This is a genomic window from Wolbachia endosymbiont of Tuta absoluta (assembly GCF_059414725.1).
On the sequence record NZ_JBNRJY010000064.1, the window covers coordinates 1 to 16,774 of the forward strand.

Below are 16,774 nucleotides of genomic sequence, written 5' to 3' on the forward strand. Positions count from 1 at the left end.
TGGCTTACAATGAGCTGAGCACGTATGTTATTAGGTATAAAGAAATGGACAATAGTATAGTTCTCTTCTTGTTAAATTGTTTGAAGAACAAGCTTAAGTCGTTGTTCGATGTTAGTAGAAGTTTGAATGAACAGGTGGATCAATTGCAATCTGTAGCGCTAGCGACAAAAGATGAATTTATTCAAAAGTGTTCCAGTGATAATGATTTTAGAGCTTTATGGAGTTTGTGCTACAATCTGAAAGAATCCTCCGGGCTTGTGTCTTTCAATGCTGAGGATTTTTATAGGCTTGTTTCCTCTGGTGAAGCATTAGGATCAATACCACGATTTGATTCTAATAAGCAGGATTTTGTTAGTCTTTTGGAAAGCTTTTCTCAATCTATCAGTACTTTTTCTTCTATGGTAGAGGGTTTGGAGACTTCCATTGAGAAAGGGGATCGCTTGTACTCTTCCTTCAAAAAGCTAATCCATTCTGTCCGTGATGCTTCGTCAGATGTTTCTAATCTGCTCAGATTTGCCAAATCGGAAAGTAAGGAACAAGTCTTTCGTCGTGCAATTGATCTGTGTTTCCTGGAGATGGAAGGAAGAAAAGTACCTAGGGACATGGGTGCTACTTCTAGAGAGAAATCAAGTTCAGAAAGTAGACCATTCTCTTCCAAAACAGCTGGTAGCGATGAATATAGGACAGTACGTTTTACACGACAAGACTCTTCAAGTAGGAGTGAAAGTTACCGTAAAAGGTTGGATTCTGAAAACTATAAGTCAGTCTCTAAGGACACAGGTGCTATTTCTAGGGAGAAACTAAGATCAGAAGGCAGACTATCTTCGTCTAGAACAGCTGATAGCGATAAATGTAGGACAGCCTCTCTTACACGACAAGACTCTTCAAGTAGGAGTAAAAGTTACCGTAAAAGGTTGGATTCTGAAAACCATAAGTCAGTCTCTAAGGACACAGGTGCTATTTCTAGGGAGAAACTAAGTTCAGAAGGCAGGCCATCTTCCTCTAGAACAGCTGATAGCGATAAATATAGGACAGCGTCTCTTACACGACAAGACTCTTCAAGTAGGAGTGAGAGCTATCGTGAAAGGTTGGGTTCTGAAAACTGTAAGGCAGTCTCTAATGGTGTGGGTGCTATTTCCGAAGAGAAACCAAGTTCAGAAAGTAAATCATCTTCGTCCAGAGCGGCTGATAGTGATGAACATGGGACAGTGCTTTTTACACGACAAGACTCTTCGAGTGGTAATGAAAGTCGTGGAAAGGTGAGAAATAAAAGATGTGAGAGTTTTTCTGATGTTGGCAAGCCATATGATAGAGTAGGAGGCAGAAGTGGCCGTCAAGGTTTTGCGGATAGAGATCACTTTTCAGTGTACCAGCCCCCGCTTTATTTCAACCGTCCACCTGCATTACATCCATTTTTTAGGCCCTTTCACCCCTTTCCTAATCGTTTTCGTCCACCTTTTCAAGGCTTCCCATTTCCCATGTCACGTCACCAGTTCTTGCCTAGTTACCATAGCATGCCTAATCTTTCTAGACGTCCTAATGTTTTTCCTACTTCTCCTCCTGTTTCAGATATTGTTCATGGTAGTACTTCTTTCTTGTACGGTAGTAGTTCTTGCTCTAGAAATGTATCCCCTCTTGCTAGCTCTACTACTAGTATAAGTAATATTGATTCTGATGAAAATGTATCACCTGTTGCTAGTGTAAGTAATGTTGATTCTATATCCTCTCTTTCTGATAACGTTCCCTCTGGTATGTTACAGGACGCACAATGTTGTCAAGAATCTAAGAAGGATCTTGCGCGGTAAAATATCACTTATTGTGAAGAGAGGTCTTGTTGTTTCTGTTCTTGATTTTTTCAGTTAACCTTGTCTATGTGGGTTGAGTTGCATGATGAGCTTGCCTCTTTACATGTATTAACTGCTTCAAGGCATGTAGGATATTACTATTTTTGTATCCGTTCAGGAGATTGGCAGAATAGGATAGACAAGGAATCTAAAAAGATAACCATAGAGCAAAATATATTAAACCTTTTAGATGTATGGCCCCAGAATATGATGGCATGGATTAACTATAAACAACTCTGGAGATTTTGTCCACTTTGTACATATGAATTCAAAAGGTGTTTAAACCCTTGAGAGTTTTAAGTCTTTTCGCATAGTGATAGGCTATAACGAAGTTATAGAGATGCTCTTTAAGTTGTTGATGTGACTTATAGTAATATTTCTTGACTGTTGAATTGTGTTCTATTCAATAAGCTCAACCTGCCCATTAGTTGACTGGTGGCTGACTTTTGTTAAGCGATGTTCGATATTATTTTCTTCATAAACATGATCAAATATATGTTTGAAAGCATAATTATGGTGCATTGAATGGTTTGAGCATCTTTAGTGAATGAGCGTTTTTTCCACTTAACAATAGTTTTGGAGTTGAGGTTATAGTGTTTAGAGAGTTTTGCTATACTATCTTGTATTGCTCTAAGAACCCCAGTTATGGATTAGAAAACAGATAAAAGTAGAATTAATAAAGAGGGAAATAGGGTAAACTCAAGTATTTTAGCAATAATTTAAGAGGTTACCCATGAAGAAAGATATTTTACTGCTGCGTCGAGGATTTTTGTCGTGTAGTAGATGAAAATTTTGCAAATAAGTTCTTATCAAATGGCAAAAAACCAACCAGAAATAGCGCACTCAGAAATACTAACCATAATCCTGTTATACCACCAATCGCCATGTAAAAACTTCAAGGCTTTTTATCTTTGTTACCTTAAGTTACTCTATAGATCAGAATTTTCAAAGATGCCTTCATATCACAGATTTATTGCCTTAAAGCCGAGAGTTTTACGGATTACTTCTTCAATGGTTCTGCGAACAAGCGAAAATCTTCCTACATTGACACTTCTACGATTGCCGTTTGCCACAAAAAAAGAATCTCTAGGAACAAAGTTTTTGATGGTTTAGCAGAAATTGGTAAGAGCACGTGTGGTTGGTTTTTTGGCTTTAAATTGCACTTGGTGATTAACGAAATTGGAATCACTTACTCTAACCAAAGGTAACGTTGATGACAGAAAACCTGTGCCAACTATAACTAAAAGACTGACAGGACTTTTGTTCGGAGATAAAGGCTATATCAAGAAGGAGCTCTTTGAGGAACTCTTCGATAGAGGTTTAAAGCTTGTCACTAAAGTGAAAAAAGGCATGAAAAACGCACTAGTCTCACTAAAAGAGAAGATTTTATTGAGAAAAAGGTCGATTATTGAGACAGTCTTTGGTTGTTTAAAAAATAAATTTGAGCTTCGGCACAGATCGCCAATAAATTTTCTGGTACATATTTTTTCTACATTAATTTCATATTCCATGCAGTCAAAAAAGCCTTCTATTTCTAAGTTTTATTGCCTTGGTTAATCCATAACTGGGGTTTTAGTATTTTACCCAGGAGTACTGAAATGGCACGAACATCGACATTTGCACAGAAGTTGGAAAAGTAGTCAAGTTGTATCTATAATAAGTTAAGTACTTATATTTAGATCCTCATATATTATATTAATAATAGGTTAAAATGTATGAAATAAAAAGAAAAGGACTTGCTTTCTCATGCTAAAAAGGACATGACTTGAATAGCAGCAGGTAAATATAAGAAATTTGTCTGGCGCTAGAAAAGCTAATTTTGTGAGGTATGAAATGAGTTTTAGCAAGAGTAAGTTTTTTAAAGAAGTATCAAGTAACGGGTTTAAAAACATTAATAAAAGAAATGAAGAAGGAGAGACGATCTTGCATCAAGCAGTAGAAATCTCTGATTACAAAACAGTAAGGTTATTAATAAAAAAAGGAGCAGAGGTTAATGCAAGAGACAAAAATGGTTATACACCTCTGCACTGTGCAGTATTCGCAAAAAGTTTAGAAAATGTAAAAGTGCTGCTAAGGTCGGGAGCAGAAGTAAATGCCACTCAATATGTCACTGGATGTACGCCACTGCACTCTGCGTGCAAAATAGGAGGAGCAGGAGTTGAAATAATAAAAGAGCTGGTAAAGGCTGGAGCTGAAGTTAATCAACTGAATAAGTACGGAGCAACGCCAATGTATTACATATGGGAAAGTGAAAAGTATCGTCTATGTGATAGCAAAGAGAGTGAAAAGGCGAGTAAATTTTTGAGAGAAAAAGGAGGAATAACAAAAAGTAGAGAACTGACCTGCTATGGAATAGAGGGGCTAGTGGGAGAAATAGCAGACATGTTGAATGGAAGCTACATGCCGGAGCTAAAAATAATAGAGATAGGAGAAATAAGGAAAAGAGACAAATCACTAATAAAGGAGGAATGTCAAAATTTAGCAAGCAAGATAATAAGCCAAGTGAATGAAATGATTAATGAGACAGACTTAAGGTGGTAAATGGGTGGGGTAACTAAGATGTTCAATTTAAATAAGAGATTGGAAAAATTAAAGAAGAATTCATTTTATGTAATAAATGAAAAAGACGAAGGTGGTAATACAGTATTGCATCTAGCAGCACAATTCTCTGATGAAAAAGTAGTCAAGTTACTGATAGAAAGGGAGCAGAAATAAATATAGAAAATAATAGCGGAGATACACCGTTACACCTAGCAGCATTTCTGGGAAAGGTAGAAAATATTAAGGCACTGATAAAAGGAGGAGGAGAAGTAAATGCTAAAAATGATGGAGGATATACGGCATTACATTGTGCAAGCATGATGAGCTGTGAAAAAACGGTAAGGGAGCTAATAAAAGCAGGATCAGATGTAAATACTAGAAATTATATAGGAAGGACGCCACTACACGGAGCAGTATTTATGAGGGAGATAAAGAACGTAAGAGCAATATTAGAAGCCAGGGGAGATGTAAATGAGAAAGATGATAAAGGATATACACCGATAGATTTGGCATATATGGGAAATAGCGAAGAGATCATGAGAGAATTAGTAGAAGGTTATGGAAGTTGATTGAGAAAAGGAAGAAAATGGTAGAAAAGGAAGTGTTGTTATTAGAGAGAAAATCGTTATCAGAACTGAGAAAAATATGGAAGAAGGTATATGGGGAAGAGGCACCTAAACATTCAAAGAAATATCTGATACCAAGACTATCATATAGAATGCAGGAGGAAGCATATGGAAAAATGTCAAGAAAAGGGTCAAAAAGACTAGAGTATCTGGCAGATCGACTAGAGAAGGGAAAAAGAATAAGTAGTGACAAATTGCCAGTAGCAGGAACAGAGCTAATATTAGAGAGAGGGGAAGAAACACATGCGGTAATGGTAACAGACAAGGGTTTAATCTACCGAGAAGAATTTTTCACATCATTGTCAGCAGTAGCCGGAAAAATAATGGGAATGAGTTACAACGGACCTTTATTATTTGGAATGCGTGATAAAAATGGAAGTTGAAAATGCTAAAAGAAGTAAGATGCACGATATATACGAGAAAGTCAAATGAAGACGGTCTAGAACAAAAGTTTAACAGTTTAGATGCGCAGCGAGTAGCATGTGAAAAGTACATAAAGAGCAGAGAGGGTTGGGTAGTATTGGCCAAAAGGTACGATGATGGAGGTTTCTCAGGAAAGAATTTAGAAAGACCAGCAATAAAGGAATTATTTGAAGATGTTAAAGGAGGAGAAGTAGATTGTGTGGTAGTGTATACTCTGGATAGGCTATCAAGGGAGACAAAAGACAGCATTGAAGTAACATCATTTTTTAGAAGGCACCGAGTAAATTTTGTAGCAGTAACGCAGATATTTGATAATAATACGCCAATGGGAAAGTTTGTACAAACAGTGTTATCAGGAGCAGCACAGCTAGAAAGAGAGATGATTGTAGAAAGGGTAAAAAATAAAATAGCAACATCAAAAGAGCAGGGATTATGGATGGGTGGAACTTTACCGCTTGGGTATGATGTAAAAGATAAAGAATTAATAATAAATGAAAAAGAAGCAAAAATAGTAGGGCACATATTTGAAAGATATTTGGAGCTAAAATCAATGGCAGAATTGGCAAGGGAGTTAAATAGTCAAGGATACCGGACAAAATCAGATATCTTTAAAAAAGCGACGGTAAGGAGAATAATAACAAATCCAATATATATGGGAAAAATCAAACATTATGAAAAAGAGTATGAGGGAAAGCATGAAGCAATAATAGAAGAAGAAAAGTGGCAAAAAGCGCAGGAATTGATAAGGAATCAACCATATAGAAAAGCAAAATATGAGGAAGCACTGCTTAGGGGAATAATTAAGTGCAAGAGCTGTGATGTGAATATGACACTGACATATGCAAAAAAGGAGAATAAGAGATATCGATATTACGTATGCAACAATCATTTAAGGGGAAAAGGTTGTGAATCAGAAAACCGAAATGTAATAGCAGGAGAAGTAGAAAAAGAAGTGATGAGGAAAGCGGAGCAGATATATGAAAATTGGAGAGAAAAGACCGAAGAAAAATGGGAAAATTTAAGTTTTGGAAAGCAGAAAGAAGTAGTGAAAAAGTTAATAAAGGGAGTAATGATAAGAGAAGATGGAATAGAGGTACATTCTGAGTCAGAGGAAACATTTATACCAATAAAAAAGAAAGGAAATAAATGCACAGTAGTAGAGCCAGAAGGGAAAACAAATAATGCACTACTGAAAGCAGTGGTGAGAGCTCACCTATGGAAACGTCAGCTAGAAGAGGGAAAGTATAGAAGTGTTAAAGAGATGAGTGCCAAAATTAATATAGGTACAAGACGTATACAGCAAATTTTGAGATTAAATTATTTAGCTCCAAAAATAAAGGAAGACATAGTAAATGGGAGACAGCCAAGAGATTTGAAGCTAGCTTATTTAAGAGAAGTACCAATGTTATGGAGTGACCAATTGGAGAAGTTTTACGGCTTAGAATCTCAATTTACAAAAGCAATAGGCAATGGAAAAGACTATGTGCCAGAAAACCAATACTTTAAAACAAAGAATTAAGGTAAACTAGTTTTACAGGAACTGATACTTAACTATGTAATAAAAATAGTGATAATCTTAAACATACATATGAAACGATTCCAGAACTCCAAAGTTATTGCGTAAGAACCTGATAGCCCTTCTCCCGCTGAATCATGTGGTGGGTCTGATAAAACCCCAACTATGGATTAGCCAGCAAAGAAAGGCATAGAAATAGAGGGCTTTTTCGACTGCATGGAATAGGAAATCAGAACAGAAAAAACATGAATTAGGAAATTTGTTGGCGATCTGTGTCTTGTGTGCTCAATCTCAAATTTGTTTTTCAAGGAGTCGAAAACAGTCTCAACAATCGATCTTTTCCTTAGTAAAATCTTCTCTTTAAGTGAAATGAGTACGTTTTTCATACCTTTTTTTACTTTAGTGACGAGTTTTAGGCCTCTATCAAAGAGTTTCTCAAAGAGCTCTTTCTTTATATAGCCCTTATCTCCAAACAAAAGTCCGGTCAGTCTTTTAGTGAGAGTTGGCACAGGTTTTCTGTCATCAACGTTACCTTTGGTTAGAGTAAGTGATTCCAATTTCATTAATTACCAAGTGCAATTTAAAGCCAAAAAACCAACCATATGTGCTCTTACTAATTTCTGCCAAACCATCAAAAACTTTGTTCTTGGAGATTCTTTTTTTGTGGCAAACAGCGATTGTAGAAGTGTCTATGTAGGCAATACCTGTCATTTTTGCTTGTTTGCAGAACCATTGCAAAAGTAATCCATAAAACCCGTGATTTAAGAGCGATAAATCGGTCATATGTTGGCAATTTAGAAAACTCAGATTTATAAAGTGGCAGATAAAGTAGGTAAAAAGCTTTGAAACTTTTGCAAGGGGATTGATGATATAATAGAATTATGGTGAGAATTTCCGAAGTCCGTTATTCTAGTGGGTTTTCTTCCTTTTGATAGGAGCATATTAGCAAAATTATCATCGACTGTGCGACAAAAATCCTCGACGCAACAGTAAAGTTCTGTAATATCTTTCTTCATGGGTAACCTCTTAATTATTGATAAAATACTTGAGCTTACCCTGTTTTCCTCTTCTTAGCTGCACTTTTATCTCTTTATTTAATCCATAGTTGGGGTGATAAAGGAAATTCTGTAGGTATCACAAAAGTCAATTCAATCAAACACAAAAGGCTATACCTATAAAAGAATAAACATCAAGAGAGAAAAATAATTTCTTTAGAAGAATCTCTAAATTATTAAGTCAACACTTATCCCCCTACTATTTCTTCTCACCTTGAGAGTATAGTTTATACCTAAGAAAATCTTACTTTGAAGATACATCAATTTTTTTACCCTCCAAGACCTTTCTTTTGTTTACTAATTTTAGTTGACTTCATTAACACACTACTATTTCTTTCGAAGCTCCCACCTTTTGCAGCTGGTCTAAACTATCGATTGGCCTCATAAGAGTAGATGGGACACCTGATTCTTTCACTACAAAATTTGATTGTTTAATAGTTTCAGCTGACTCTATAAGTATTCTACCGTTTCTTTCAAAACCTTTATCGTTAACAGCTTGTAGAACACTTTTTCCTCCTAAAAAGCAGCTTTCTCCTAGACTTGATTTATCTTTTAATTTGTTAAACTTCTCCTGGTTCTCTCCATCAAGCTTTACTTTTATTATATTACTATCACTAGGATACAGATGAATACTAATCTCGCCTACTTCAGTGGTAAAGGACATTTCAATGCTATCTCCTAAGACATCTGTATAATTTCTTTTTCCTCCTATATTTTCAACTCTTACTATACTCTCTCCAATCTGTAGGATGCTACTTTCTATACTAAAGTTTTCATTCACCTTACTATTCATAACCTTTCCAACTTCAACAATACTGTTTTTTGGCCACCTAAAAAGAACAAGATTGTTATCTACTTCTACTTGCAGATCATCATCTTGAACTTGTTCATTCTTATTTATTAAACCTTCATATGCGATACTTTTCAGTTTGTCCTTAATTTTTTTACACTCTGTAAAAATAGGCTCATCACTTCCCCACATAGTTTCACCTATCATTCTATCATTGTAAAAATCAGACTCTATTTTTGCACCTGCTAATAGTAGCTTATTGACAATATTGAATAAAGGTTCTAAAGCCTCTTCCCACTCATCTATTGCCTCTTCCCCATTGTCCTTATAACGTGATATAGTAGTAGGAGTTATACGCATAACACTGCTAGCATTAGCAATGTCAATTATTTTTTTAAATATAAAATTCGACACACTACGTTCATAGTGATCACAGCGTAAATTTAGCTTTATTTTTCTTTTCAAATGTTCATCTATTAAACGTTCCATCTTTTCTAGAGTGACCTTTGCAGAACTTTCGTATCTATTTTCATGAAACTCTTTCATTATACTTTCCATCTTGTCATGAAATTCATCAATCGAAACTTTTTCGCTTTCAGTTAACAGATTTGCTAAATTCATTAAAATTGAGTTCTCTGGAATAAAAGAACTTTCAACAACAGTATTGTTGTCTTCAACAACGGACTCATGCCAGTCATCAGTTTGTTCTTGATCTAACAATGATGGACTAGGCTCCAGAGTTTGCTGACCAAAACGTTCCATGTGCTGTTCTTCAGTAGCTAATCCACCATTTGCATGAACTTGCTTAGTTCCTAAAATATATTCTAATATCATAATCCCTCAATCTATAGATATATTATGTACATAATTAGCATGAATAAAAGCTAATGCAAGTATAATTTTTCTAATACCAATTTCCGTTAGTTATGAAACACATGAAAAAGAGCTGTTTTTGCCTATAATTGAGAAGTTAAACAAATTTATCATTTGCGTTCCCAACAATGAGTGTTGGTATTAGCTGCATGATGCATACGCTACTTTTAAATTTGATCAAACTTAACTAAAAAAGTAGTGATTTTCAATAATTTACCTACAATCTAATTCATAGTTGGGGTTAGAACAGTGTTACAGAACTTGATTATATACTAAAGCATAATCACTCTAGATACAAAAGTGGTTAGCTGCATAATTTACCTAGCAATTTCTCCCCTAGAGTCAGAAACTCTTCTTAACTCTTCACGTTCTGTCCATTTGTTGTTAGACTCGCTTATTACTTCAGGATGCATTAATCCACCAGATCTAGCAAAAACACCTTGATCTATAGCTTCAATAACCGATAAACCTCCCAATAAGCAATTTTGCCCTATTTCTTCATGACTTGCTATTTCTTCAAATAGATCTTCATCGCTCACTTCTACTCTTATCAATTTTTTATTGTTCTCATCAGGATATAATCTAACTTCCAATTCTCCCAAACTAGTATAGAAAGTTAATACTATACTGCTGCCTTCTGTAAGATCTGTATAATTCCTTATGCCATCTTCAGTTTTAATTTCTACTTCACTATTACCAATCCTTACTATATTTCTTCCACACTTTACATCCCCATCTGTGAGACCTAAATCCCTTACCCCATCTGTTATCTTTATAATGTCTATTTTACTATCTTTAGAATATTCTAAGTAAAAAACGGAGTTGTCTACTCTTACATCTTTTAGCTCGCTATTGGTTGCATTTTTTGCGATTTCAATAAACTTATGAGAATTGCTAACATAATCTATATAAGCTTTTTTTAGGTTAGTTTTATGCTCTTTAAATTCTGGTGTCAGTGTGTTAGCATCAACTGTATTACCAAACACTGCCCCTTTTGATACTAATTGACATATTATATTACTAGCAACTTTAGGATTTTTTTCCAACTCACTGATTTTTTTCATCACATAATCGGTAAAAGTGTATTCATTACCTGAAAAGAAATCTTGTGAAAGAGAATAGTTTAATCGTACACCAGACTTTATAGCATCGTTTACAATCTCTTCAAGTTCAGCCATATTTTGAGCTTGAAACATCTTATCAGAAAACTTATTTAACTTCTCCTTTTGATTTGAGGTTAAATTAACGAGTAATTTGCTGACCTGTCCTTTCTTTTGCTGACGATAAATAATATTTTTATCATAATCTAATGCTCCTGCTTCTAGAAATATTTTTCTTAACTCTTGAGCAAGATCTTCATTGTCCCAAGCAAAACGTTCAACATATGAGAACACTTTTGACTCACCCATTCCGTGCCGAATATTTAGCACCACTTTTAGGTCTGAGTCTCTTTTATGCTTACTTAAAAACTCCTTTAAATTTTTAGTGCAGTCTGAATCTAGTGCAAGTAAGTCATACAATTCCTTATTCATCTTTTTCTGTTTATCAGTTAAAAATAATTCTTCTATATTATAGCAGAGTTTATTAGTTGCTATTTGTTGTGGAGTTTTACCCTTTCTACTTGTTATATTAGGGTTAGCTCCTTTTGAGAGGAGAGAGTTTGTATTATCGTAATGACCTTTGGCAGCAGCAAGGCATAATGGTGTTTTTCCTTTATTATCTTGTATGTTAGGATCTGCGCCTGCTTCTAAGAGTAAATCTATAGCCTGATTTCCTATGCGACGAAATCCACCAATATTTGCTCCTGCAATCGCATGCAATACTGTTGATTGAGATTCTCCTCTTCTTAGGTTAAGAATCACTTTTAAATCTTTATTGTTTTTATTATCATGTAAAAATTCTTCAAGGGGCTCAGTATTATCAAATGAACCACAGTTAGAAGCTAAACATTTTAGAGCACTAAGTAACTTTTTGTTTAAAATTTTTTGACTTGGCGTAAGATCATGGTCCAGAGCAAACCAAACACAAATTTGTTCACTTAATCCAAGTTTGCTATCTATCAAAGATAATGGTTCATTATAGTTTCTGACTGATGGTAAGTCTCCTGAGTACCACATATCATTCATCAGCTCATTTAATAAATGCTCTTTAGATGATAGATGTTCTATAATGGACTCATATTCGAAATCATATAGTTCTGATTTGGATTTTGGCTTTAGTAGATTGATGATAGATTTTACCATCCCAGTAGACTCACTCATACTTACCCCTTAAGCTAAGATATATGATATATTGTATGCGATATGTAACATTAAGTCAATAACCATAATCTTTTTACTGCTCACGTCGTTAAGCTTTTGTTAAGTTTTTATGGTGAGTAACAATGGAGTATATAGAGAGGTTAAAAGTTGCTTATGACTCCAAATTTGAGCTAATTTTACTATAAATCAACATGGTTAAGACCTATACTTGATATCACTACTATAAGAGCATGATGCTTTAAAGGAGCACGGAAACTGCTGAAGCTTATACAGTAACCTGCGGAGCCACTTCAGCAGAATAAACAAACACATGCCAGTATTAGTAGAGAATTATTTATAAGTCAACTAACTTTTTCAAAAATATTTTAGCAAGAACATCAGTGTTGTGAAAAAAAGTTCAAAACCTTCCAGCCTTGGTAACTATTTACACAATACATACTTTTAGCTCTTAGCTATCTAAGGAATTCACTGGAGATTGATTACTATAAATGTAATTCATATTATGCTTAGTAATAAATGTATCGGAAAACGAACTTTTAACAGCACTCCATGTACTCGTATCAGGATCATTTTGTTTTCCTTCTATAACTTTGTCACAAAACTTCCCGACAGCATAACCTACTTAAGATGACTATTTCTTAAGACTAGATCACTGATTAACTGCTCGAGATAGACCTGCTTGTTTAACATAAGGTTGTTGGAGACTACCTGGCTGTTGACCAAAAGCAACCACAGAGCTATGTCTTACATCTACCTCTACAAACTCATTACCAATTTTTATAAGGGAACCTTCATCTGTTGCACCTTTATTAAAAACAGCATATATCAGTTTCACTTTGCCAGCATCAGTAATTACCTTATACGCTTCACCTTCTTTATATCTTTTCAACTGGTCCTTAGCATCTTTTTCTTTTTTATCCAATTCTCCTTTCTTAGCAAATTTTAGCTCTATTCCAACTGGGGGGTATTCTTTTTTTTGATCAGTAGCATTTATAACCAAAATAACATCCAACTTCTCTCCACCACCTATTTGAAATTCAGTAATAACTTTTATATTATCTTCTCCGTAGCTACTAAATAAACCATGCAATACAGCTTGAAATGTAGCCTCATTGCTTATTAATGATTTGAAAGGATGTAGTATATGAGAAATTTCTTCAAATAGTTTTTTGTAATCATCATATTTACCAGATTCTATAGCTTTGCTCAAAGCTGCTTTAAATTTTTTATTTTCCACAATTCGAGTAAAATTACCTTGTAAAATTTCTTTACCTCTTTTGTATTTGTCCAATGAGTCATACGTATTTACTGTAATTCCCTTATTCTTATTACAGTACTGATCAAATGGATTCTTATTACTAGGCGTACTGTATAAGTTACAGGTTATTTCTTGTATCTTTATGTCATTGACGTTTTGAATTCTCCTAATATTTTCAATAGGAATTCCTTTATTATCTGGCACTCTCAATGCAAATTCATTTTTTTCATTTATGTTGAGTATAAGCACCTTCTTACCTAAAGTTAGCACTATAGTTGTAACACAATCCTCAATACTTTCTTTTGCTGCTTCTGGGCGTTTCTGTGATCCAGTAACCATTTTATCATTTTGATCATAAATAAAAATATGTTTACCTAACTTTTCACGCTTAATAATATTAGAAATAAGTACTAGCTGACCTAAGATCATTCTGCTGACATAATTAATATTATCACTTCCACCATTGCTCCAAACAATTCCATAGTAAAGATACTCTAGCTGTGTTCTTATCACCTCAGCATTCGCTGCTTCAGTGCCAAGTAACTTTTCTATTACAGAATTACCTTCTCGACTAAGAAAATTTTCTACATCAATTTTAACATTTTCGTGATGAACCATGTCAAAATTTAATCCTACACAAATAGCTTCATTAGCTATAGTAATCATTCTTATAGAGTTAGAAAAAGAGCCCTTAACATAATCTTGTGCTTGCTTCAATGCTTTTATCACTGTACTTATCTCACCAGTACCTGCTTTAAGCTCAATAATAATAGGAATAGAGCTTAGCGACTTATCAGAACCGCGCACAAGTAAAATAATGTCTGCGTAACCTTTTCCAGCAAATAATTCGAGATAAAGTTTTAGGTGAAAACGATACTTAAAATTTATCAAAAACCCAGCTAAAAACCCATGATGACTTGATTCTTTACCGCTAAATAGAGTTTCTTTTTCATATTTCTTATAGACATTTGTAATATAATTAAACATTCTTCTAGCGTTCTTTTTTACTTCTTCGAAATCTTGATTACTCAATTTTGAAATTAAGCTCTCTAGGTCTTGTTGGTCACGATCTTTTTCTATTTCTGTAAAACCTTTTTGTGAATAATCAGTCTTTTTACTAAAAGCTGGATCAACCTTTCCGTACTTTACTTCTTTTCCTGTAATTGTTATTTCATGCTCTTCTTTTTCTAGTTTATCAAACTCTGCTCCCATTTTCCATTTCTGTGCTATTTTTTCTAACTCTCCTTGAGAGAACTTTAGATGCATGTTACCATCAACTTGATCAGACATCGTTATACACTTAAGTCCCTCATTAGTTAATATAGCTATTTTTAAAGTTCTATTATCATCAAAACGAAAATGAAGTTTTTTAATACCAATTTTAGTAGCAAGTTCTGTGTCTAATACAGTAGCAAACATACCAAAAAAGAAACTAGGGAAAAAGCCTGGCTTTCCAACTGAATGCAAAAAAGAAGGAGATTGATTGATAAACGATTGGAACCTTTTTTGAAAATCTAGGAACTCGTCTTTTGATTTATTTCTCATTAACAGAAGCTGTACCAACTCAAGCGGCTTGACATTACTTGGCATATTACTCCTATTTGCTATGGCTTAAAGATTTTATATTATATGGGGTATCAGTCGTACTGAGACTTGACTGTGGCAAAGTATCACCAGCTTCACGCAAAATTGATTCTTTAGAAGCTTCTTGAGCTAATTTAGAAAATACTTGTTCTCCTAACTGCAATTTTTTACCCCCATGAAATAACTGAATTTTACTTAATACAGAATCTTTAACCTTTATCATCTCTTCACCACTCATTTCTTTTACGTGCTTTAATATCTTCCCTAATATTTCTTCTTTACTTACCCCTTGTCTACTTGGATCCACAATTAAATTTGCTATTGTATATGTAACTGAATAGTCTACAAAAATAGAGGAAATAGATTGCTCCCCGCGGTCTTGAGTTTTTAATTTTATTATACGTTCCCAAACATTCATCATACATTTTTTTGTTTCTTCAGACAGATCTGGATTCTTCAGTACTTGATCTGATAATGAAGATAAAAAAGTTGTGTAACGTTCACATTCAATCTGACTACACAATCGGATTAATTCCATAAAAGAATCAAAGTAATACTGACCTACTAGCACATTCAACACTGCATAATAAGTATTTTCCTTATAATCTCTATCTAGTAATTTTTTCTTTTGCTCATCATCCATTTTAGACAGGCAAAACTCTATGGTGTCTACTTCTTTGTAACCCTTTACTGCAGATAAAGCTGCTTCAATTAACAGATCATCTTTATCTTGACTAGAAATACTGGAATCATTGTGTAATTTATTATAGAAGAACTCTATACCTTCTTCCCAGTTTTTATTAGAATTTATCTGTATGGATTTTTGCAAACCTTCAACTGATTTATATTCGTTTAGTTTTCCAATCTGCTTATCAATAAGAAAAGACCAGAAAGCTTCTATAGGGCTAGTTTCTTCGATATTTTCCAATAATTCTCTTCTCAGATCATCATCAGATCCATCTTCTTCAAAGGCACTTCTCTTAAATCTCATAAATACTTGTTCAAATAATCCAGGAATCTTATCTTCTAGACAATATTTACATGCCAAGTAATATCTATCTGCAAGATCAAGCGGATTTTCTTTTCCATTTTTATTTTTTTCTTCAGTTAGCCTTTCACCAACAGCTTTATTCTTTAATTTTATTCCATCCCAACAAGAATTATCAGAGAATATATCAGAAAAAAAAATTAGTTTTTCCTCATCAAAATCTTCAATTAATTGAATATAAGCCCTCAACCATCTTTCTACTCTAAGGTGTTTTCTTGCTTTAACTTGATTATCGTCGCCTTTAATAGCACCTTTTAATATATCAAGTATTTTATTGTAATTGTGATCCAAACCAGATTCCATACCCGCAACCCCATTTTGTATTTTAATATAAACTTTAGTCTAGTAAATTATCGTTGCCAAGTCAATCTTTTTCTCCAAACCTTACCACTGCACAACAGGAAATTTCTTGAGAGCCAAGTATGATATTTTCATTCTAATAATTAATTATTATAAAACATTTTTATTTACGAAAAAATAGACCTTGTTGTAACTAAAGAAACGTCTATTTTAGTGCTGCAAAAATTTGAATTATTGACTCTTTCTAAAATTGCAAAAAAGGTCGTATATTTGCGAGAACAAGCCGCATAGAAATAAGGTTATAAAAATAGAAGGTTTAAATTATTTTCATAAGCTTAGGCAAAACAGTTCGTACGTAGGTTTAGTAAAAGTGAGCCAATATAGCTGATTTCAGCGTATAATGAAATTATTATCTAGAAAAGTTCGTATGTATCGTTTGGTAGACCATACGATTCCAAAGAAAACACTTCTCACAGCCCTTGATTTTGGCTGCTGAAAGTAGATATATCGTTTAAATTCTTAACAAAAAGATATACTAAATTAGTAATAATTTATTTAGGAATAGTAAAGAAAAGTCAAGCAAACTTTTAGAGATAATTTATGCCACAACTAGAAGAAACGAAATCAACAGAACTTTTGGATGCTGTGAGAACAC

10 protein-coding genes and 3 pseudogenes are annotated in these 16,774 nt (G+C 34.0%); 7 read left to right on the forward strand and 6 right to left on the reverse strand.

Going from position 1 to position 16,774, the window contains the following annotated elements:
• The coding region (locus ACJ5GX_RS00580; protein ID WP_495292582.1) for a hypothetical protein at positions 1-1,805 on the forward strand (1,805 nt) is incomplete at its 5' end.
• A 225-nt stretch (positions 1,806-2,030) separates the two neighbouring features.
• Here ACJ5GX_RS00580 and ACJ5GX_RS00585 read toward each other — a convergent pair.
• Positions 2,031-2,360: pseudogene (locus tag ACJ5GX_RS00585) on the reverse strand (IS481 family transposase); the annotation flags it as partial.
• Between the two features lie 227 nt (positions 2,361-2,587).
• Here ACJ5GX_RS00585 and ACJ5GX_RS00590 point away from each other — a divergent pair.
• The 6 genes and pseudogenes from ACJ5GX_RS00590 to ACJ5GX_RS00615 all read left to right on the forward strand — a co-directional run bounded on the left by ACJ5GX_RS00590 (position 2,588) and on the right by ACJ5GX_RS00615 (position 6,953).
• Positions 2,588-3,401, forward strand: a pseudogene (locus tag ACJ5GX_RS00590) (IS982 family transposase).
• 276 nt (positions 3,402-3,677) lie between these two features.
• Positions 3,678-4,385, forward strand: a complete 708-nt coding sequence (locus tag ACJ5GX_RS00595; RefSeq protein WP_230609168.1) for an ankyrin repeat domain-containing protein — start codon at positions 3,678-3,680, stop codon at positions 4,383-4,385.
• Complete coding sequence (locus ACJ5GX_RS00600; protein ID WP_495292583.1) at positions 4,386-4,559, forward strand: ankyrin repeat domain-containing protein; 174 nt, start codon at positions 4,386-4,388, stop codon at positions 4,557-4,559.
• Between the two features lie 2 nt (positions 4,560-4,561).
• The gene (locus ACJ5GX_RS00605; RefSeq protein ID WP_495292584.1) at positions 4,562-4,954 is read left to right on the forward strand and encodes an ankyrin repeat domain-containing protein; all 393 of its coding nucleotides are present in this window, start codon (positions 4,562-4,564) and stop codon (positions 4,952-4,954) included.
• Between the two features lie 17 nt (positions 4,955-4,971).
• Entirely contained in the window at positions 4,972-5,394 is a 423-nt protein-coding gene (locus ACJ5GX_RS00610) for a DUF2924 domain-containing protein (protein WP_019236408.1), read from the forward strand.
• 2 nt (positions 5,395-5,396) lie between these two features.
• Positions 5,397-6,953, forward strand: coding sequence for a recombinase family protein (locus ACJ5GX_RS00615; protein WP_096097267.1), 1,557 nt, complete (start codon positions 5,397-5,399; stop codon positions 6,951-6,953).
• A 167-nt stretch (positions 6,954-7,120) separates the two neighbouring features.
• Here ACJ5GX_RS00615 and ACJ5GX_RS00620 read toward each other — a convergent pair.
• The 5 genes and pseudogenes from ACJ5GX_RS00620 to ACJ5GX_RS00640 all read right to left on the reverse strand — a co-directional run bounded on the left by ACJ5GX_RS00620 (position 7,121) and on the right by ACJ5GX_RS00640 (position 16,122).
• Positions 7,121-7,966 (reverse strand): annotated as a pseudogene (locus ACJ5GX_RS00620) (IS982 family transposase).
• Positions 7,967-8,321: 355 nt separating this feature from the next.
• Positions 8,322-9,629 carry a hypothetical protein gene (locus ACJ5GX_RS00625; protein ID WP_019236482.1) on the reverse strand — a complete coding sequence of 436 codons (1,308 nt, stop codon included), beginning with the start codon at positions 9,627-9,629 and terminating at the stop codon, positions 8,322-8,324.
• A gap of 356 nt (positions 9,630-9,985) precedes the next feature.
• Entirely contained in the window at positions 9,986-11,929 is a 1,944-nt protein-coding gene (locus tag ACJ5GX_RS00630; protein WP_264336127.1) for an ankyrin repeat domain-containing protein, read from the reverse strand.
• Positions 11,930-12,578: 649 nt separating this feature from the next.
• Positions 12,579-14,777 carry a hypothetical protein gene (locus ACJ5GX_RS00635; protein ID WP_096097234.1) on the reverse strand — a complete coding sequence of 733 codons (2,199 nt, stop codon included), beginning with the start codon at positions 14,775-14,777 and terminating at the stop codon, positions 12,579-12,581.
• 7 nt (positions 14,778-14,784) lie between these two features.
• On the reverse strand, positions 14,785-16,122 hold the full coding sequence (locus ACJ5GX_RS00640) for a hypothetical protein (protein WP_096097233.1): 1,338 nt from the start codon (positions 16,120-16,122) through the stop codon (positions 14,785-14,787).
• Positions 16,123-16,774 lie beyond the last annotated feature (652 nt).

Coding starts and splice junctions, on each gene's coding strand:
- ACJ5GX_RS00640 (WP_096097233.1), bottom strand. CDS start 16,122: ATGGAATCTGGTTTGGATCACAATTACAATAAAATACTTGATATATTA.
- ACJ5GX_RS00630 (WP_264336127.1), bottom strand. CDS start 11,929: ATGAGTGAGTCTACTGGGATGGTAAAATCTATCATCAATCTACTAAAG.
- ACJ5GX_RS00610 (WP_019236408.1), top strand. CDS start 4,972: ATGGTAGAAAAGGAAGTGTTGTTATTAGAGAGAAAATCGTTATCAGAA.
- ACJ5GX_RS00600 (WP_495292583.1), top strand. CDS start 4,386: ATGGGTGGGGTAACTAAGATGTTCAATTTAAATAAGAGATTGGAAAAA.
- ACJ5GX_RS00595 (WP_230609168.1), top strand. CDS start 3,678: ATGAGTTTTAGCAAGAGTAAGTTTTTTAAAGAAGTATCAAGTAACGGG.
- ACJ5GX_RS00615 (WP_096097267.1), top strand. CDS start 5,397: ATGCTAAAAGAAGTAAGATGCACGATATATACGAGAAAGTCAAATGAA.
- ACJ5GX_RS00625 (WP_019236482.1), bottom strand. CDS start 9,629: ATGATATTAGAATATATTTTAGGAACTAAGCAAGTTCATGCAAATGGT.
- ACJ5GX_RS00635 (WP_096097234.1), bottom strand. CDS start 14,777: ATGCCAAGTAATGTCAAGCCGCTTGAGTTGGTACAGCTTCTGTTAATG.